The organism is Pseudochelatococcus lubricantis, assembly GCF_011762225.1.
Taxonomy (GTDB): domain Bacteria; phylum Pseudomonadota; class Alphaproteobacteria; order Rhizobiales; family Beijerinckiaceae; genus Pseudochelatococcus; species Pseudochelatococcus lubricantis.
Genome location: NZ_JAASQI010000008.1, coordinates 35,753 through 55,450, shown reverse-complemented (window position 1 = coordinate 55,450; position 19,698 = coordinate 35,753). Strand labels below are relative to the sequence as shown.

General features: G+C 65.1%; 16 protein-coding genes. 12 read left to right on the top strand and 4 right to left on the bottom strand.

Annotated elements, in window-relative coordinates:
- The first annotated feature begins 187 nt into the window (after nucleotides 1–187).
- From rpsF to FHS82_RS15780, 12 genes are all read left to right on the top strand, one after another.
- Nucleotides 188–652: a 30S ribosomal protein S6 gene (gene rpsF / locus FHS82_RS15835; protein WP_166954544.1), complete on the top strand. Its 465-nt coding sequence runs from the start codon at nucleotides 188–190 to the stop codon at nucleotides 650–652.
- Nucleotides 653–654: 2 nt separating this feature from the next.
- A complete protein-coding gene (gene rpsR / locus FHS82_RS15830; RefSeq protein ID WP_166954542.1) occupies nucleotides 655–897 on the top strand; it encodes a 30S ribosomal protein S18 in 243 nt (80 codons plus the stop codon).
- A gap of 153 nt (nucleotides 898–1,050) precedes the next feature.
- Nucleotides 1,051–1,998 carry a DUF2232 domain-containing protein gene (locus FHS82_RS15825; protein WP_166954540.1) on the top strand — a complete coding sequence of 316 codons (948 nt, stop codon included), beginning with the start codon at nucleotides 1,051–1,053 and terminating at the stop codon, nucleotides 1,996–1,998.
- Nucleotides 1,999–2,041: 43 nt separating this feature from the next.
- The gene (gene rplI, locus FHS82_RS15820; protein WP_166954538.1) at nucleotides 2,042–2,611 is read left to right on the top strand and encodes a 50S ribosomal protein L9; all 570 of its coding nucleotides are present in this window, start codon (nucleotides 2,042–2,044) and stop codon (nucleotides 2,609–2,611) included.
- Nucleotides 2,612–2,811: 200 nt separating this feature from the next.
- A complete protein-coding gene (locus FHS82_RS15815) occupies nucleotides 2,812–4,155 on the top strand; it encodes an SAM-dependent methyltransferase (protein WP_166954535.1) in 1,344 nt (447 codons plus the stop codon).
- 124 nt (nucleotides 4,156–4,279) lie between these two features.
- The gene (locus FHS82_RS15810; RefSeq protein WP_166954533.1) at nucleotides 4,280–5,770 is read left to right on the top strand and encodes a replicative DNA helicase; all 1,491 of its coding nucleotides are present in this window, start codon (nucleotides 4,280–4,282) and stop codon (nucleotides 5,768–5,770) included.
- A 39-nt stretch (nucleotides 5,771–5,809) separates the two neighbouring features.
- Entirely contained in the window at nucleotides 5,810–7,225 is a 1,416-nt protein-coding gene (radA, locus tag FHS82_RS15805; RefSeq protein ID WP_166954531.1) for a DNA repair protein RadA, read from the top strand.
- Between the two features lie 133 nt (nucleotides 7,226–7,358).
- The gene (locus FHS82_RS15800; protein WP_166954529.1) at nucleotides 7,359–7,970 is read left to right on the top strand and encodes a CvpA family protein; all 612 of its coding nucleotides are present in this window, start codon (nucleotides 7,359–7,361) and stop codon (nucleotides 7,968–7,970) included.
- A 274-nt stretch (nucleotides 7,971–8,244) separates the two neighbouring features.
- Nucleotides 8,245–9,726: an amidophosphoribosyltransferase gene (gene purF, locus FHS82_RS15795; protein WP_166954527.1), complete on the top strand. Its 1,482-nt coding sequence runs from the start codon at nucleotides 8,245–8,247 to the stop codon at nucleotides 9,724–9,726.
- A gap of 5 nt (nucleotides 9,727–9,731) precedes the next feature.
- A complete protein-coding gene (locus FHS82_RS15790; RefSeq protein ID WP_166954525.1) occupies nucleotides 9,732–10,526 on the top strand; it encodes an SDR family NAD(P)-dependent oxidoreductase in 795 nt (264 codons plus the stop codon).
- 24 nt (nucleotides 10,527–10,550) lie between these two features.
- Nucleotides 10,551–12,125, top strand: a complete 1,575-nt coding sequence (gene guaA, locus FHS82_RS15785; RefSeq protein WP_166954523.1) for a glutamine-hydrolyzing GMP synthase — start codon at nucleotides 10,551–10,553, stop codon at nucleotides 12,123–12,125.
- 318 nt (nucleotides 12,126–12,443) lie between these two features.
- Nucleotides 12,444–13,700, top strand: coding sequence for a tyrosine-type recombinase/integrase (locus tag FHS82_RS15780; protein ID WP_012454983.1), 1,257 nt, complete (start codon nucleotides 12,444–12,446; stop codon nucleotides 13,698–13,700).
- On the opposite strand, the gene FHS82_RS15775 is transcribed toward FHS82_RS15780, so the two are convergent.
- From FHS82_RS15775 to FHS82_RS15760, 4 genes are all read right to left on the bottom strand, one after another.
- Nucleotides 13,678–13,962 carry a helix-turn-helix transcriptional regulator gene (locus FHS82_RS15775; RefSeq protein WP_065846583.1) on the bottom strand — a complete coding sequence of 95 codons (285 nt, stop codon included), beginning with the start codon at nucleotides 13,960–13,962 and terminating at the stop codon, nucleotides 13,678–13,680. The two genes, FHS82_RS15780 and FHS82_RS15775, sit on opposite strands and share 23 nt — an antisense overlap.
- A gap of 149 nt (nucleotides 13,963–14,111) precedes the next feature.
- Nucleotides 14,112–14,834 carry a hypothetical protein gene (locus tag FHS82_RS15770; RefSeq protein ID WP_065846582.1) on the bottom strand — a complete coding sequence of 241 codons (723 nt, stop codon included), beginning with the start codon at nucleotides 14,832–14,834 and terminating at the stop codon, nucleotides 14,112–14,114.
- Nucleotides 14,835–14,841: 7 nt separating this feature from the next.
- A complete protein-coding gene (gene pglZ / locus FHS82_RS15765) occupies nucleotides 14,842–16,878 on the bottom strand; it encodes a BREX-3 system phosphatase PglZ (protein WP_166954521.1) in 2,037 nt (678 codons plus the stop codon).
- Nucleotides 16,875–19,697 carry a helicase-related protein gene (locus FHS82_RS15760; protein ID WP_065846580.1) on the bottom strand — a complete coding sequence of 941 codons (2,823 nt, stop codon included), beginning with the start codon at nucleotides 19,695–19,697 and terminating at the stop codon, nucleotides 16,875–16,877. Before FHS82_RS15760 ends, pglZ begins: the two co-directional genes overlap by 4 nt.
- Nucleotide 19,698 lies beyond the last annotated feature (1 nt).

Genomic DNA, 19,698 nt, shown 5'->3' with positions numbered 1-19,698 from the left:
GTCGTGTATTGGGCCTGCTTCTCGTTGTCTCCGGCCGGGGGCTGAACGGACGGTGCCTTGCGGCATGAGGGTGCTCCCTTTTCGTCCCGTGTCTCCGCCTTCGACGCAACACCACTCGGGCCTTGGTGACGAGGCTCGAAGGGCTTGGCGCCGGAACGACGGTCGAAAACAGGATTGAAAGGCCACTATGTCTTTATACGAGCATATCTTTCTGGCGCGTCCGGACGTGACGTCGCAGCAGGTCGAGGCGCTTGTCGAGCAGTACAAGGGCATCATCGAGACGAGCGGCGGCAAGGTCACCAAGATCGAGCCGTGGGGCATCAAGTCCCTCGCCTACCGCATCCGCAAGAACCGCAAGGCGCACTTCACGCTGCTCAACGTCGACGCCCCGTCCGCGGCGCTGGCCGAGGTCGAGCGCCTGCAGCGCATCAACGAGGACGTGCTGCGCTCGCTGACCATCCGTGTCGAGGAGCTTGAGGAAGGCCCGTCCGTCATGCTGCAGAAGCGCGACCGCGACGACCGCCGCGAGCGTGACGGCGGCGGCTTCGAGCGCGGCGGCGGCCGGTTTGACCGCAGCGATCGTGGTGACCGCGGCCCCCGCCGTGAGCGCCCGCGTGACGACTTTGAAGCTGAAGAATCGGAGGAGAACTGATCATGACGACCGCAGCGGCTCCCCGTCGCCCCTTCTTCCGCCGTCGCAAGACCTGCCCGTTCTCCGGCGCCAACGCTCCGAAGATCGACTACAAGGACACGCGCCTGTTGTCGCGCTACATCTCGGAGCGCGGCAAGATCGTGCCCTCGCGCATCACCGCCGTGTCGGCCAAGAAGCAGCGCGAACTCGCACAGGCGATCAAGCGCGCGCGCTTCCTTGGCCTGCTGCCCTACGTGATCGCGTAAGCGGCACCTGAACGAACCACGGGCCGCGCGGGCGAAACCGCGCGACCCGTCACGAGACGAAATGAACAAGTCGCCTTCCGTCGTGCAGCGCCGGAAGGTTTGTTGGGGCGGCAGACGCTTCTAACCCTGCAAAAGCAGTGGGACAGCTGGACGATGACAAGGATTTCCCTGATCGGCGCGGGCGCGGGCCTGGTTTCCGCGCTTCTGTTCGGCGTGGTGGCGACGCTGTCACCGCTCGGCCTGCTGCTGTCCTATGTCGCCCCCCTCCCCGTCCTGATCGCTGCTCTCGGCTGGAATCACCGTGCCGGGCTGGTTGCTTCCGCTGTTGGCGCGGTCGTGAGCGCCATCGTCCTCGCGCCCGCCGCCGGGGCCGTGTTCGCCGTTGCCGTCGGCCTGCCGGCGTGGTGGCTGGCGTATCTCGCCCTGCTCGGGCGCCCGGACAGCGCCGGCCGGATCGAGTGGTATCCGCTCGGGCGCATCCTGGTGTGGGTGGCGGCCACAGCCGCCCTCATCACGCTGATCGGCGCCATCGCGCTCGGCCCTTCCTATGAAACCTACCGGAACAGCCTTGAAGAGCTGATTCGCGCGCTGGCCGGCGCGGAACTGTCGACGACCCTGCCGGACGATGCCGATACGGAACAGTTCGTGCGCCTCGTTGCCACAGCCGTGCCCGCCGTCGCGGCGATGACCTTCGTCTTCATGCTGGTGATCAACCTGTGGCTCGCCGCCTTCACCGTCCGGGTATCGGGACGGCTGCCGCGGCCATGGCCTTCCCTGCCCGATACCCTCATGCCGCGCACCTCGCTCGCGATCGCGGGCGGCGCGGTTGCAGCGGCGGCCGTTCTGCCCGGCTATGCGGGTTTGACGGCGATAGCGGTTCTGGGCGGCTTCGCGGCGGCCTTCGCGCTGCAGGGGCTCGCGGCGATCCATGCGGCGACCCGGGGCAACCGGGCGCGGCCGGCGCTGCTGGCGCTCCTCTATCTGTCGCTGCTGCTGTTGTCGGTCTGGATCATCGTCATTCTGGCAGGCGCGGGCGCGGCCGCCGTCGCATTGAAGGCCCGGCCCGGCCGTGCGCCCCAACCGCCCGGCAACCCGAATTGAATCTGAAACTGAACGAAAAGACACTCTAAAAGGAGAAATAACAATGGAAGTCATCCTGCTTGAGCGCGTTTCCCACCTCGGCCAGATCGGCGACACGGTGCGCGTGAAGGACGGTTATGCCCGCAATTTCCTGCTGCCGCGCGGCAAGGCGCTGCGCGCGACGGACACCAACAAGAAGCGCTTCGAGAACCAGCGCGCCCAGCTTGAAGCCCGTAACCTCGAACTGCGCACGGAAGCCGCAGCCGTCGGCGAGAAGCTCGGCGGGCAGACTTTCGTGCTCATCCGTCAGGCCGGCGAGTCGGGCGTGCTGTACGGTTCGGTCGCGACCCGCGACGTCGCCGAAGTGCTGACGCAGGGCGGCTTCACCGTCAACCGCCAGCAGATCGTCCTGCACACGCCGATCAAGACGCTCGGCCTGCACGCGGTGCCGGTGGCGCTGCATCCGGAAGTCGAGGTGACGGTGACGCTGAACGTCGCCCGCAGCCCCGAGGAGGCCGAACGTCAGGGCCGTGGCGAGGAAGTCATCGCCCGTGAGGAGATCGACCTCGACGAACTCGGCCTCGAAGTCGGCGCGGCGCTCGCCGATGCCGCCGGCGAAGACGACGAAGCATAACATCCGCAATTGCGGGGCGGCGACAAAATTGTCGCCGGCAATCGTCCGGAAACGGACTGCTGATCATGTTGGCGGGGGGCGCGACGACGCTCCCCGTTGTTTTTTGTCCGAATGGGATTACCTTGCGAACTGGAGGGCGGCGATCCCGAATTCATGCGGGAATGAACGAATGGAGTGAACATAAGCATACGGAGTCGGGCATGGAAAAATTGCTGCGGTTCGTTCTCACTCACCTGATCCGATCGGGGTCGCTGACTGTGTCGGTGGCCGCGCATCCGCCATTTACCGTCGGCGACGGGTCTGGTCCCCCGCTTGCCATGCATCTGAAGACAGACCGCGCCGTCCGCCGCCTGCTGCGCAACCCGGACCTGCGGATCGGCGAGCTTTACATGGACGGCGAACTGGAAATCCGGCAGGGCGATATCGGCGAGTTTCTGGCACTCGCGATGCGCAACTACAACGCCGCCGACACCATCCTGCCCGTGCGGCTGACGCGCTGGTGGCGCCGGATATTCCGGACGTTCGCGCAGCTCAACTTCATCGGGCGCTCCCGCCGTAACGTGGCGCATCACTACGATCTCGACGGCCGCCTCTACAAACTGTTCCTCGACCGCGACCTTCAGTACTCCTGCGCCTACTTCGAGAACCTCGGCGCGCCATGCACGCTGGCGAGCGAGAACGGCCGCAACGTCGCCGAAACGCCGGCCGGCGGTGTGCCGGACCCGGATGGCCTTGAAGCGGCGCAACTCGCCAAGAAACGCCACATCGCCGCCAAGCTGGTGATGAAGCCGGGATACAAGGTGCTCGACATCGGCAGCGGCTGGGGCGGCATGGCGCTTTATCTGGCGCGGCTTTGCGGCGCTTCCGTCACCGGTGTCACCCTGTCCCGGGAGCAGCTCGGCGTCTCGCAGGCCCGGGCGCAGGAACTCGGCGTCGCGGATCGGGCGCAGTTCGCGCTGGCGGACTACCGCACGCTGAACGCCACCTACGATCGCATCGTCTCGGTCGGCATGTTCGAGCATGTCGGCGTGCCGTGGTATCAGGTGTTTTTCGACAAGGCGGCGAAGCTGCTCGCGGATAACGGCGTGATGCTGCTGCACGCCATCGGGCGGATGGACGGGGCGGGCAGCACCAACCCGTGGATCGCCCGTTACATTTTCCCCGGCGGCTACATCCCGGCGCTCTCCGAAGTGCTTCCGGCCATCGAGCGTGCGGGGCTCGTCGTCACGGACATCGAAATCCTGCGCCTGCATTACGCCGAAACCCTCAAGGCATGGCGGCGGCGGTTCCACGCCCGGCGCGACGAGGTGCTGGCGTTGTTCGACGAGCGCTTCTTCCGCATGTTCGACTTCTACCTGGCGGGCTCCGAGATGGCCTTCCGGCACGACGGCATGATGGTGTTTCAGATACAGCTCGCGCGGCGGCAGGACGCAGTGCCCCTCACCCGCGACTATATCGCCCGGCAGGAGGCGATGCTGCGCCGGCGCGAGGCGGAGCTTCTGGCGCAGGACAACGACGGCGGCCTGCGGCAGGCGGGCGAGTGACCCGCAGGTGCATTGCGGGGAAACGTCCCTTCCCGGCGGTTCGGGAGTACCCCGCCGCCGGGAATCTCTCTACGATGACGGGTGAGTCGCAATCGTGGGAAATCCGCGCGCCGGTGGGGTGGGAATGAGCATCGTCAATTCGCTCGTGGCAAGGCTGGATACCGGACAGGAGCCGCAGTACCGGCAGGTGCCGCACAACATCGACGCCGAACAGGCGTTGCTCGGGGCCGTTCTCGTCAACAACGACGCCTATTTCCGCGTCTCGGATTTTCTGGAGCCGGGGCATTTTCAGGAGGATATCCACCGGCGCATCTTCGAGGTCGCGTCCTCCCTGATCAAGGCGGGCAAGGTCGCGACGCCGATCACGCTGAAGACCTTCCTCGGCGACCACGATCTCGGCGGCATCACCATCCCGCAATATCTGGCGCGGCTGGCGGCGGAGGCGACCACCGTCATCAACGCCGAGGACTACGGCCGCGCGATTCACGACCTCGCGGTGCGGCGTGAGCTGATCGCCATCGGCGAGGACATCGTCAACACCGCCTATGACGCCCCGGTCGATTCGAGCCCCCGCGAGCAGATCGAGACCGCCGAGCAGCGCCTTTACAAGCTTGCCGAAACCGGCCGCTACGAAGGCGGCTTCATGCGCTTTTCGGATGCGCTGACCACCGCCATCAGCGTCGCCGCCGCCGCCTACAAGCGCGACGGCAACCTTTCGGGCATCGCTACCGGGCTTACCGATGTCGACCGCACCATGGGCGGCCTGCAGTCCTCGGACCTGATCATCCTCGCCGGGCGTCCCGGCATGGGCAAGACGGCGCTCGCCACGAACATCGCCTTCAACGTCGCCCGCGCCTGGCGGGGCGAGAAGCAGCCCGACGGCGCGGTGAAGACGGCCAATGGCGGCATCGTCGGCTTCTTCTCACTCGAAATGTCGGCCGAACAGCTCGCCACCCGTATCATCGCCGAGCAGTCCGGCGTGCCCTCCTACAAGATCCGCCGCGGCGACATCGCCGAGGAGGAATTCTACAGGGTGTCGGACGTGGCGCGCGAAATGCAGATGCTGCCCTTCTATATCGACCAGACGGGCGGCATCTCCATCGCCCAGCTCGCGGCGCGCGCGCGGCGACTGAAGCGCCAGCGCGGGCTTGATTTTCTGGTGGTCGACTACCTGCAATTGCTCTCCGGCTCAACGAAGCGCGGCGACAACCGCGTGCAGGAACTGACCGAGATCACCACCGGGCTCAAGGCGCTCGCCAAGGAGCTGGCCGTGCCGATCATGGCGCTGTCGCAGCTCTCGCGCCAGGTCGAGCAGCGCGACGACAAGCGCCCGCAGCTGTCGGACCTGCGCGAATCGGGCTCCATCGAACAGGACGCCGACGTGGTGCTGTTCGTGTTCCGCGAGGAGTATTACCTCAAGAACAAGGAGCCCAAGATGGGCAGCGAGGAATATTTCAAGTGGCAGGCGGAGATGGATCAGGCACACGGCACGGCCGAACTCATCATCGGCAAGCAGCGCCACGGCCCCACCGGCACGGTGCGCCTCTCGTTCCAGGCCGACGTCACACGCTTCGGCAATCTGGCGAGCGACGACCATATGCCGGATCAGTTCTGACACGCAGGCGCTTCTGAAACACAAGACAAGGCCTGACATTTGGCGCGCTCCCCCTCCTACATCTGCCAGAGCTGCGGCGCGGTCTATTCGCGCTGGCAGGGCAAATGCGACGCCTGCGGCGGCTGGAACACGCTGGCGCAGGAAGCCGTGGCCGCGCCCGTCGCGGGGGCGGTGCGCGGCGGTGCGCGCGGCAAGGGCCGAGTGTTCGCGCTGGAGGGCCTGAAGGGCGACAGCCGCGAGGCGCCGCGCGTCGCCTCCGGCATCGCGGAACTCGACCGGGTGACGGGTGGCGGCTTCGTACCGGGATCGGTGATCCTGATCGGCGGCGACCCGGGCATCGGCAAGTCGACCCTGCTCACGCAGGCCTGCGCGGCGCTGGCACGCCGGGGCCGGCGGGTTGCCTATATCTCGGGCGAGGAAGCGGTGGCACAGGTGCGCCTGCGCGCCGAACGGCTGGGCCTCACCGACGCGCCGGTGGAACTCGCGGCCGAAACCAACGTCGAGGACATCGTCGCGACGCTCGGCGCGGGCGCACCTCCGCAGCTCGCGGTGATCGACTCCATTCAGACCATGTGGAGCAGCGCCGTCGAGGCGGCGCCCGGCACGGTGACGCAGGTGCGCGGCAGCGCGCAGGCGTTGATCCGCTTCGCGAAGACCACGGGTACCACCGTCATCCTCGTCGGCCACGTCACCAAGGATGGGCAGATCGCGGGGCCGCGCGTCGTCGAGCACATGGTGGATGCGGTGGTGTCGTTCGAGGGCGACAGCGGCCATCATTTCCGCATCCTGCGCGCGGTGAAGAATCGCTTCGGCCCGACCGACGAAATCGGCGTGTTCGAGATGACCGGGCATGGCCTGTCCGAAGTGGCGAACCCGTCAGCGTTGTTTCTGGCCGGGCGCGACCTTTCCGCGCCGGGCACCGCCGTGTTCGCCGGCATGGAGGGCACGCGCCCGCTGCTGGTGGAAATACAGGCACTCGTCGCCCCCTCGTCGCTGGGCACGCCGCGCCGGGCCGTGGTCGGCTGGGACCCGAGCCGCCTGTCCATGGTGCTGGCGGTGCTGGAGGCCCGCGGCGGGCTGAAGCTTGGCCAGCATGACGTCTACCTCAACGTGGCCGGCGGCCTGCGCATCAACGAGCCGGCGGCCGACCTCGCCGCCGCCGCAGCCCTCATCTCCTCGCTCGCCGGCGCGCCGCTGTCGCCGGAGACCGTCTATTTCGGCGAAATCGGCCTGTCGGGCGCGATCCGGCCCGTGGCCCAGGCGCCCGCGCGACTGAAGGAGGCCGGCAAGCTCGGCTTCAGCCGCGCCGTGGTGCCCGCGGCCCTGAAGGACGCGCCGGACGCCTCGCCGCTGGCGCTGCAGAGCCTCGGCCATATCGCCGATCTCGTCGCCGCCATCGCGGCACGGCGGCCACAGACCCCGCGCGAGCGGCGCAGCCTGAGCGCGGACAGGTGACGCGGCGCAATTCTGCCGCTATACACACGGACAACATTCGCAGCCATGACCCGTATGTGCACCACATCTTCCCGAATGTGTTCCGCCGTGCGCGTCCTTCCACCCGTCCCGCTTGCCACCAAGGTGCCGGTCCATGCCTATCGCCCTGCTTGATCTGATCGTTATCGGCGTCGTGCTGATCTCGTCGCTGCTCGCCTCCGTACGCGGTTTCACGCGGGAGGTGCTGGCGATCGTCTCGTGGATAGCGGCCGCCATCGCGGCGCTCTATCTGCACCCCTTCGTGCTGCCGCATCTGGAGCCCTACATCTCCAATCCGACAGTGGCGCAGGTGGCAGCGATCGCCGCAGTGTTCATCGTCACGCTGGTGCTGGTCTCCTTCGTGACGGTGCAGATTTCGGACCTCATCCTCGATTCGCGCATCGGCGCCGTCGACCGCTCGCTCGGCTTCGTGTTCGGAGCAGCGCGCGGCATCCTGATCTGCGCCATCGCCTTCCTGTTCTTCAACTGGCTCGTGAAGCCCGAGGCGCAGCCCGAATGGGCGCGCGACGCCAAGTCGCGCCCACTGCTGCAAAGCACCGGCGACGGCCTGCTGGCGCTGCTGCCCGCCGATTTCGGCAACGCCATCCTGCAGAAGGTCAAGCCGCAGCAGGCGGGCGACGACGCCTCGCCCGCCGACGCCGATCCCGGACAGGGCTCCGGCGACCAGATCCAGCAGTTGCTCGGCGGCCCGACGCGGACGCAGTGACGCGGTCTGCGGCAGGCGCCACGGAATAGCGTGTATCGTGCCGGGAATCGCGAAAATTTGCTTCGCGATTCCCGGCACGGATGCTGTATGACAGTCCTGTGAAGCAGGGCTGTCGTGCACCCGCAAGGGTGGTATTCCCGGCGCTCATCGCGCACATGATCGTTGCCGGCAAGGAGCGAAGGCCTGTCGCCCCATTTCCGGCCCGTTCCCGGCCTTCCGGCAGGGGATGTCGTCAGGAAGCGTGTTGCGGCGCAAGGCTATCGGAGGATGTTCGATGGATAACGGTCGGTCCACAGACCTGCTTTCCGCTTGGGACTTCGATCCCGACGATGATACGCTGCGCGAGGAATGCGGCGTATTCGGCATATACGGACATCCGGAGGCCGCCACCATCACGGCGCTGGGGCTGCACGCCCTGCAGCACCGTGGACAGGAGGCCACGGGCATCGTCTCCTTCGATGGCGCGCGCTTCCATTCCGAGCGGCGTCTCGGCCTCGTCGGCGACGCCTTCTCGGACCACGATGTCATCCGACAGCTCGCCGGCAATTCCGCCATCGGCCACGTGCGCTACGCCACGACGGGCGAGACGATGCTGCGCAACGTTCAGCCGCTGTTCGCGGAACTCGCGGGCGGCGGCTTCGCCGTGGCGCACAACGGCAACCTCACCAACGGGCTGACGCTGCGCAGCAGGCTGGTGCGAGAGGGCGCCATCTGCCAGTCGACGAGCGATACGGAAGTGATCCTGCACCTCGTCGCCAGAAGCCGCCACAGCCGCTTCGTCGATCGCTTCATCGACGCGCTGGTGCAGCTCGAAGGCGCCTATTCCTTCGTCGGCCTCACCAACAAGAAGCTCGTCGGCGCGCGCGATCCGCTCGGCATCCGCCCGCTGGTGCTCGGCCAGCTCGACGGCCATTACATCCTGGCTTCCGAGACGTGCGCGCTCGACATCATCGGCGCGCAGTTCATCCGCGACGTGGAGAACGGCGAGATCATCGTCATCGACGATGACGGCATCGAGTCCATCAAGCCCTTCGTGGCACAGCCGATGCGCCCCTGCATCTTCGAATACATCTATTTCGCCCGTCCCGATTCCATCGTCCACGGGCGCAGCGTCTATGACGTACGCAAGAAGATGGGCGCGCAGCTCGCCCTTGAGGCGCCGGCGGCGGCCGATGTCGTGGTGCCGGTGCCGGACTCCGGCGTGCCGGCCGCCATAGGCTACGCGCGCGCCTGCGACATTCCCTACGAACTCGGCATCATCCGCAACCATTATATCGGGCGCACCTTCATTCAGCCCACGCAGTCGGTGCGCGAGCTTGGCGTGCGCATGAAGCACTCCGCCAACCGGGGCGCGGTGGAGGGCAAGCGCATCGTGCTCGTAGACGATTCCATCGTGCGCGGCACCACCTCGATGAAGATCGTGCAAATGATGCGCGACGCCGGCGCGCGCGAGGTGCATTTCCGCATCGCGAGCCCGCCGATCACGCATCCCGACTACTATGGCATCGATACGCCCGAGCGGGAGAAGCTGCTCGCCGCCACGCACTCGGTGGAGGAGATGCGGGCGCTCATTGGCGCCGATTCTCTGGCCTTCCTGTCGGTGGACGGCATCTACCGCGCCTGCGGCTATCAGGGGCGCGACCCCCGGCGGCCGCAGTTCGCCGACCACTGCTTCACCGGCGATTATCCCACGCCGCTCACCGATGTCGACGGCGAGGCCCCGCGCCAGGCGGCGCTGCTCGCCGAAGCGGGCTGAGTGTCATGACGGCAGCGACATCCGGCAGCTCTGCCGCGGAAAAACCCCTCGCCGGCCGCGTGGCTCTCGTCACGGGCGCTTCGCGCGGCATAGGGCGCGCGGCGGCGCTGGAGCTGGCACGGGCGGGGGCCCATATCATCGCGCTGGCGCGCACCGTCGGCGCACTGGAGGAACTCGACGACAGCATCCAGTCTCTGGGTGGCACCGCGACGCTCGTGCCGGTCGATGTGAAGGATTTCGACGCGCTCGACAGGCTCGGCCTCAGCATCTTCCAGCGCTGGGGCAGGCTCGATGCGCTGCTGGCGAACGCGGGCGTGCTCGGCACCATGACGCCGCTCGCCCATCTTGATCAGAAGCGCTGGGACGACGTGATCGCCGTCAACGTCACCGCCAACTGGCGGCTGGTCCGCTCCCTCGATCCGCTGCTGCGGGCTTCCGACGCAGGCCGGGCGGTGTTCGTGACGTCGGGCGCCGCACACCGGTTCCGCGCCTTCTGGGGTGCCTACGCGATCTCGAAGGCGGCGCTTGAGGCGCTGGCACTGACCTACGCCTCGGAAACGCAGACGACGCCGGTGCGTGTGTCGCTCGTCAACCCCGGCCCGCTGCGCACGCGCATGCGCGCCACCGCCATGCCGGGGGAGGATCCGCAGACATTGCGCACGCCGGAGGAACTCGCGCCCCACCTCGTGCGCCTGCTGTCGCCAGCGTGGACGCAGACCGGCATCATCTATGATTTTCCGCAGGACAAGGTATTGTGGCCACAGCCGCCAGCGCCCCGTCCGGCCGCAAGCGCTTCCTGATCCCTGACCGACAAGATTGAGACCATGACCGACGCAACGCACGACAAGATCCTCATCGTCGATTTCGGCAGCCAGGTCACCCAGTTGATCGCCCGGCGCGTGCGTGAGGAGCGGGTGTATTCGGAAGTGGTGCCCTACACCCGCGCGGCGGAGGCCTTCCGCACGCTGAAGCCGAAGGGCGTGATCCTGTCCGGCGGCCCGGCTTCCGTGACGGAGGATTTCAGTCCGCGCGCGCCGGAGGAGATTTTCGAGGCCGAGGTGCCCGTGCTCGGCATCTGCTACGGCGAGCAGACGATGGTCGCGCAGCTCGGTGGCGAGGTCGAGAGCGGCCACCATCGCGAGTTCGGCCGTGCGGAGGTCGACGTCAAGGCGGAAAGCCCGTTGTTCGAGGAGGTGTGGCGCGTCGACGAATCCTACCCGGTGTGGATGAGTCACGGCGACCGGGTGACCCGCCTGCCCGACGGGTTCAAGGTGGTGGCGACGTCCGAGAACGCGCCGTTCGCCGCAATTGCCGACGAGGCACGGCGTTTTTACGGCGTACAGTTCCATCCCGAAGTGGTGCACACGCCCCACGGCGCCGGACTGCTGCGCAATTTCGTGCGCCGCATCGCCGGCTGTGCGGGCGACTGGACGATGGCGACCTTCCGCCAGGAGGCGATCGCCCGCATCCGGGAGCAGGTGGGCACGGGCAAGGTGCTCTGCGGGCTTTCCGGCGGTGTCGACTCGGCGGTGGCGGCGGTGCTGATCCACGAGGCGATCGGCGACCAGCTCACCTGCGTGTTCGTCGACCACGGCCTGCTGCGGCTCGGCGAGGCGGAGCGCGTCGTGCAGCTGTTCCGCGATGCCTACAATATCCCGCTCGTTCACGTTGAGGCGCAGGACCTGTTCCTCAAGGAGCTGTCAGGCGTCACCGATCCGGAAGCGAAGCGCAAGACGATCGGCCGGCTGTTCATCGACGTCTTCGAGGCCGAGGCGCGGAAGCTCGCCGCGCAGGACGGCAAGCCGGTCGAATTCCTGGCGCAGGGCACGCTTTACCCCGACGTAATCGAAAGCGTAAGCCTCACCGGTGGCCCGTCCGTCACCATCAAGAGCCACCACAACGTGGGCGGACTGCCTGAGCGGATGAACATGAAGCTCGTGGAGCCGCTGCGCGACCTGTTCAAGGATGAGGTGCGCAAGCTTGGGCGCGAACTTGGCATGCCGGAGATTTTCGTCGGCCGCCACCCCTTCCCCGGCCCGGGACTCGCGATCCGCTGCCCCGGCGAGATCACGGCCGAAAAGCTCGACATTCTGCGCCACGCCGATGCCGTCTATCTGGAGGAAATCCGCCGCGCCGGCCTCTACGACGACATCTGGCAAGCCTTCGCGGTGCTGCTGCCGGTGCGCACGGTGGGCGTGATGGGCGACGGCCGCACCTACGACTACGTGCTGGCGCTGCGCGCCGTCACGTCGGTGGACGGCATGACGGCGGATTTCTATCCCTTCGACATGGGCTTCCTCGGACGGGTGGCGACGCGCATCATCAACGAGGTGAAGGGCATCAACCGCGTCACCTACGACGTCACCTCGAAGCCGCCGGGCACGATCGAGTGGGAATGATTTTTGCCCATCCGGGCGTATCCGAAAATACGCTATGATGCGACATAAGTGACTGAAATATATAAATAAATATCTCAGAATCTTTCGGCGTCTATCGCTGGGTTAGCCTCCGGAATGACGGTATGGCTGACGGTATGGTGCATCTTGTCTCAGTCCAAAATCGCATATACCGTCAGGGCCAAGAGAGCTTCTGACGGTATATTTTTTGGCGTAACGCGCTGTAAAAACAGGAAAAATATCCGATCAGAAGGGCCACTTATGGCCTGACGGTATAATTGGGCGCTCTCCGGCATGTTTTGACCAATCTGGAGGGTGTGGATGTTGACCGACGCCGCAATTAAGGCTCTGAAACCGAAAGAGAAATTATACAAGATCGTGGACCGTGACGGTATGTACGTCGTGGTCCAACCCTCGGGCGCGATCGTGTTCCGCTTGGACTACCGGCTGAACGGCCGCCGGGAGACGTTGACGCTGGGGCGCTACGGTCCCGCTGGGCTTTCCCTGGCTCGGGCGCGTGAGAAGGTGGTCGATGCCCGCCGGGCCATTTCGGAAGGCCGCTCGCCGGCGCAGGAGAAGCAGCGCGAGAAGCGCCGCCTCCAGGAGGCCAAGAGCTTCGGCCAGTTCGGTGAGCGCTGGCTTCAGGAAGCGCGAATGGCGGACAGCACGCGCGCCATGCGTCGATCAATCTTCGAGCGCGACATTCTTCCAGCGTTTCGCAACCGGCTGCTGCCGGAGATCCTGCCGGAGGATTTGCGCGGGCTGTGCGCGAAGGTGAAGGAGCGTGGAGCTCCGGCAACGGCGGTCCACGTCAGGGACATCGTGAAGCTCGTGTTCGCCTTCGCCATCCTGCACGGCGAGAAGGTCGCCAATCCGGCTGACGAAGTTGGCCCGGCGTCGATCGCGACCTTCGTGCCGAAGGACCGATCCCTGTCTCCGGCGGAGATCCGCATCATGCTCGGCCAGATTGAGCATGTGGCGACGCTGCCGACGATTCGGCTCGGGATAAAGCTGATCCTGCTGTCGATGGTACGAAAGAGCGAATTGCAGGACGCGGTTTGGGATGAGGTTGATTTCGAGAACGCCGTCTGGTCGATCCCGAAGGAGCGGATGAAGCGCTCGAAGGCGCATAACGTCTATCTGTCCCAGCAGATGCTCGATATTTTCATCGCCCTCAAGACCTGCGCGGGTAACTCGAAATACGTCCTGCCGTCGCGCTACGACGCTGACGCTCCGATGTCGCGAGCGACATTCAATCGGATCACGACGGCGGTGGTGGAGCGGGCCAAGAAGGAAGGGCTGCCGCTGGAGTCCTTTACGGTTCACGATCTCCGGCGCACCGGCTCGACCCTTCTGAACGAGTTGGGCTTCAACAGCGACTGGATCGAGAAGTGTCTGGCGCATGAGGACGGGCGGTCCTCACGGGGCATCTACAACAAGGCGGAATACGAGCATCAGCGCCGGCATATGATGCAGGAATGGTCCAACCTGGTGGACGCCTGGGTCGCCGGCCAGAAATACACGCCGACCCTCTATCCGCCGACGATGGACCTGCTTACGCCCGAGCCGGATGTTTGATGGGGCGGGTCTTGCGGAGCTGGACGTCCGGAATGGGCGCGCGCTTCACCGCCTTGGCGCGTGAAGCTCGGCGCCGTTCTTCCAACCAGGCTTCGACCTCGGACAGATCCCAGACCACGCAGCGGGACGTGAGATAAAAGCGCTGGGGAAATTCACCGCGCTGCTCCATGTCGTAGATGGTAGTATCGGCGAGAGGCACGATTTCCCGGAGTTCGTGCCGCCGGATGGTCCGCGACACGGCGGTATGTGTTTGTGACTTCATCTGAAGATCCTTCTTCCATCTGTTTGGACGGATAGAAGGCGATAGACACCGCCGAATGGAAGCTCGAATTGCCGGGCGTAGAAGCGTGGCGCACTCTGGCGTGCATATAGGACAATGCGCGGAAGACGTGGCTTCCCGTCTGCCTGCCTTCAAATCCCTTTACGCAGGGCCACGAACTGGTTGTTCGGTCCCTCGCTTCTCACGGCCAAATAGTCGTTGTTCGACACAAGGTAGGCCAACGGGCGTGTCAGGTTGAATGGGAAAAGCACGGGAAGCGATTGCAAACTTGGAATTGCCAACGGCCTGCCCGCGTTCCGCACGGCCGCCTCGATCAACCACACCGTAAGTTCGTCGTTCTCCACAACGGCTGGGGACAGACGGAGGACACGTTTGCCCTTCTCAACCCGCTCCACGGCACCCCAGCCGGCCTGACTCTGGATGACCATATTGGTCATTCGGTAGGTGCCTTCGCGCTCGCCGTAGGTCTCGCTCATGCGCCGATGGATTTCGGCTGACGCGCAATCGCCTTGAAGGGCGGACAAGCGCCCGATCAATTCGGCAACCTTGCCGAAGAAGGGATAGGCGGCAACGGCCATGCCCCAATGCATTGCTGTGACGGGAACACCTGGGTGCGCCTTGAAGATCGCCGCACCACGATCTGCAAAGTCCACCAACTCAACGCGCGGGTCCAGCCACAGGCGTTTCAACACCGTGCGTGTCTTCGTTTGCGCGGCGGCCCCCAAACCGGCGGCATCCAGCAATGACTCCAAATCTTCGAGCTTCGCTATACCAGCGCGAACTTTCAGCGCGGTCGTTGCCCATTCGAGAGCGATGAACCGATCAAAGCCTATTCGTGGAGCCAACGTCATCATTCAAAACTCACCCAGCTCCATTCACATCTGAGACCCTCACGAAGGGGACGACGAGTTCCTCGACCGACACGCCGCCGTGGACGACCACCTGATCACCGTTCGGAACGAAGGCAGTGCGCCCGCCAGCGAAGAGAGGTTTGAAGTTCGCTGGCAACCCTGCGATGTCCAGGGCCGCCGTGCCCGGATAGGCGACCGCGGACTCGGCGCGCAACGGGTCGCTACGATAAACCCGCACGCGCTCGCCACGTGTTTCCGCGATCACTCCCTGATTGGGCCGGCCTATGCCGACAGCATCGACATTGCCGTGATCCGCGGTGACGTAGATGCTGAAACCTTCGCTTAGCAGGAAGGCAAACAGGCGCTCAACAAAGCCGGAGCCTAGCCAGCGCCCGATCCACAGTGCTACATCTTCCTTGGACCGCTCTTTGTGTAGCCGTTCATCCACCTCATCGATCACAAGCCCCAGCACTGTGTGCTTGCGACTCGCAATATCGGCTTCCAGGGCATCCAGTTGCTCGACCTGATGCAGCGCGCGCCGGTACATCACCTCGCCGGACGCGATACCGCCTTCGTTTTGCCAGAACGCCTTCCACAAGGTTTCTTCCTTGTTGGTGTGGTCTATCGAATCGTCGAACTCACGCGGTCTCAAACCGGAGAACAGCGCCTGGCGGGACACCGATGTTACCGTGGGCAGCCACGCAAAGGCGGTGTTCTCGTCGAACGCGAAAGGCTGCTGGGCGGCGATCAGATGCTCCCTGATCCGCACCCATTGATCGAAGGCCAATCCGTCGAACACCAGTAGCGCCACCCTGGCTTCACCCGCGCTGCGGCGCTGCCGCAGGAAGCGCGGAACGTGATGCACCATCACCGGGCCTTTGATCGACGGTTGCAGGATCAGGTCGGCGTAGTGGCCTGCGATGACCCATGCCTGCAATCGTTCGTCTGCCAGTGCTTGGATCTCTTTGATGCGCGCACTGACGGCAGTCATCCGTTCACCGGCATCCTTGCCTGGCAAATCGTGAACTCGGCTCAGCATCTCGCCAAAGCGTTTGGCAAAGTCGCTCCACTGCTTGTGGGAGGAATCCGCCTCCGGCACCGCAGCGGCAAGCGCCTCAATGCTCTTTGCAGCCAGCGCGAATTGTGACGATTTATCGGCAACGACACCGGCCTTGATCCAGCCCGGCATGGTGGTTGGTACGGTGGATACCGTCAGCGGATGCAAGCTGCCGTCAAGGAACATCGAATCGATGATTGCGTGTACGTCGGTGTGATCGAAGGGGATCTCGATTTCCGTACCGGTTTCGCCTGCGCCATCAGCCGGCGCATTAAGCTCGGGCACATGCCTGCCATCCAGCTTCAGCTTTTCGAGATTGCGATACCACGCATCCTGCACCACGCGCAGCAACGCGTTCCTGGATGACAGCCACTCTGAAACCGGATGGCCGACAAGCAAGCCTCTGCCGTGGAGGATGGTCGCCACATGCTCGGCGAACGGTTCCGGCAAGGCTCGCCCGGCGAAGTGCAGGCGCAGCGTTTCGCGCCAGAAGTCTACGGGTGTGCGGATGGATCGCGGCGTCAACTGATAGACGTGTTCGAGGATGAAGTCCTTCGATTCGCTTTCACCGCGCGCCGATTGCAACTCGGTCTGGTGGGCATCGAACAGTGAGCCCAGCCGTTCCGGCTCCACTTGCCGCACGGCGCCATAGGCCAGCCTGGGGAACAGTTCGGCGAGATTCAGCCGCACCGCCGGGCGAGCGTTATGCACGATGTCCCACGGCAAATCGTTCGCGTTGTCGTGGCGCAGATGCACGATCAGTGCCGGTGATGGAGCCTGCTCGTTGGCATCCCACGCTGTGCGATACCGCTCCTCATACTCCGCGCGGAACCTGAACGGGTCGTCGTATCCCATCACCTCGAAGCCGCGAGCGCGCAATTCAGACAGCAGCTTTTCATCCAGCAGCACGCCGTCTGGATCGCAGGCCACCCACAGCCGGGAGAGATCGGCCGTGAAAGAGCCAAGAATGCGCTGATGCCATTGGTTCATGCGGCACGCTCGCTAGTCTTTCCGGCATTGGCGTCAATCCGGACCATGGCCACGGCATTCAATTCCGGCACGCTGGACTTCATTTCGTCGAGCGCGGCCAGGCGTGCTTCGTGCTCGGTTTGCAGGCGGCGGCGACGGAACTGGCGCACGGCCGGCAGGCCGATGCGTCCGATCGCCTGGTTGCGGGCATCGAAGGCGTAGGTGGCGCGATCCCGCTCTTCCTTGATACGGGAGCGATGCTCCTCCGCCAGTGCCGCGAACAAGGCTTCGCCTTGCGTGCCTGCCACCTCGAATGACGTCTCGAACCAGCGTGCCGAATCTTCCGGGTCTGCCACTGACGATACGGACACGGCTTCGGTCAGCAACAAGTCCCAAACACGCTTGGCGGTAGGCACGAACGGGCGGCCTTCGTCATTGATGAAGACCGGCAGGAAACGCTTGCGGTTCGCGCCAGGCGCGGCAAGTCCGATCTCCCACAGCGACCAGATGCCGCTGACCGAGTCAGGCAGTCCTGTCACGCAGATCACCGGCAAGGGCTGGCCTGCGACGAACCGCGGTATGTCACTGATGATAGCCCGCGCTCGCGGGTCTTCCATTGTCAGCCATTCCGCCGCCGGATTTTCGCCTGCGGCGCGTGCGTCGAAGCAGGCCTGTGGGGTCTCGGCGCCATCAGCCCAGCGCACCTGCCAGAGGTCGCCATCTTGGGTCGCCGATCCGCCGCGTACTGCCAGCCCGTTAACGACGGCGCGTTCCAGCCAGAATTGCGCCGGGTGGTCGCGCCACTTGCGCGCCTGCTCCGCGTCCAGGTCGTGGGGCACGACCAGCAGATCGCTGTTCCGGTTGGATTCCTCCAGCGTGGCGCGCAACTGCGAGACCACGCTGTCGCATTCGCGCTCGATGGCTTCCGGGTGCTGGAGGCTTTGGACGAACAACTCGTCGAACACCGGCTCCACTTCGGCCGAATCCATGACGTCCGCCGCTTTGTCCACGCCGAACTCCTCGGCGATGACGGCGAGTTTTTCCTCGAGAACCTCCCGCACGCGGTGCTCCACCGTATCTTCCAGCACAAAATTCAGGGCGCGAACGACGTGCTTCTGGCCGATGCGATCCACGCGGCCGATGCGCTGCTCGATGCGCATCGGGTTCCACGGCATGTCGAAATTGACGATGACGTGGCAGAATTGGAGGTTCAGACCTTCGCCGCCTGCGTCGGTGGAAATCAGTACGCGCGCGTCCCCTGCGAAAGTCTGCAAAGTCCGTGTGCGGGCTTCCATGTCCATGCCGCCGTTGAGCGTGGCCACCGTGAAGCCCCGGCTTTCCAGATAGTCCGCCAGCATCGCCTGCGTGGGCACGAACTCGGTGAACACTAGCAGTTTCAGCGCCGGGTCGCCTTCCTCCTGTTGCAGCTTGTAAATCAGTTCCAGCAGGCTTTCGGCCTTTGCGTCGGTGCCGGCGGCCTCGGTGGAGCGCGCCAACGCCAGCAGCGTTTCGACTTCCGACTTCTCCAGTTCCAGACCGTTAGCTTGCAGCGCCAGGTCCACCTGCGCTTCACCATCCAGATCGGCCCAGTCTTCGGCGCTGAGAGTGTCGAAAAGGCGCGGTTGCGTCTGCGGCGTGTGCAGCGCGGCCTGACGCTTTTCCAGTGTGGCGCGGATCGCGGCGGTGCTGGATGTCACCAGTCGCTGCATCAGGATCATCAGAAAGCCGACATGGCGCTGCTTGGCCGCCAGAGCCTGGTTGTAGCCATGGCGGACATAGTCGGTGACCGCTTCGTACAACTGCTGCTGCGCCGCGTGCCGAGCCTGCCAGGCGACAGCGTGTAAGCGTGTGAGCCGGGGCCGGAACAGGGGCTGCCCTTCGGCATTGATGGCCGCGCGCTTTTCGGTACGGATCACGAAGGACTGAACGCGCTCGCGGCTGACGCTGCCTTCGTCGGGGAAGGCGTCCCGGTCCAGCAACTGCATCAGGCGCATGAACTGGTCAGTCTTGCCTTGGTGTGGCGTGGCCGAGAGCAGCAGCAAATAGGGCGAGGCTTCCGCCAGCGCTGCGCCTAGCTTGTAGCGCGCCACCTGTTCCGTGCTGCCGCCCATGCGATGGGCCTCGTCGATGATGACCAGATCCCAGGCCGCCGACACCAGATCCTCGAAGCGTTCGCGGTTGTAGGTCTGGATTTGCTCCAGGCTCCAGCCGCGCCGCGATTCCAGCGGCTTCACCGAATCCAGCGCGCAGATCACCTGGTCGTGCATCCGCCAAGCATTGTCTTCTTCGCTATCCCCACGCCACTGCCGCAAGGCGGCCAACGATGAGGGATCGACGAAATGGAACGGCTCGCCGAAATGCTGGCGCATTTCCGCCTGCCATTGCCGGACCAGCCCTTTAGGCGCGACCACCAGAATGCGCTTGGCGCGGCCGCGCAGTTTCAGTTCGCGCAGCACGAGGCCAGCCTCGATGGTCTTGCCCAGACCCACTTCGTCGGCGAGCAGGTAGCGGATGCGGTCCTGCCCGACGGCGCGATTCAGCGCGTAGAGCTGGTGAGGCAACGGAATGACGCTAGATTGGATGGGCGCCAGCAGGAGGTTGTCTTCGAGCGCATCCTGCAATTTTGCCGCCGCCGTGGCGTGCAGAATCTGCTCCACCGTAGGCCGCACGCTGGAAAGCGCAGCCAGTTCCGCCGCCCGTGCGCGTAGCACGGCGTCTTTCGCAGGTAGCCACACGCGGTAGGCCGCTTCCCCCCACAGCGCCAGCCGCTCGACCACGCGGCAGGGCGTAGCCTGCCGCGTGTGCCAGCACCAGTCGCCGATGTCGAAGCCACCTCCCATC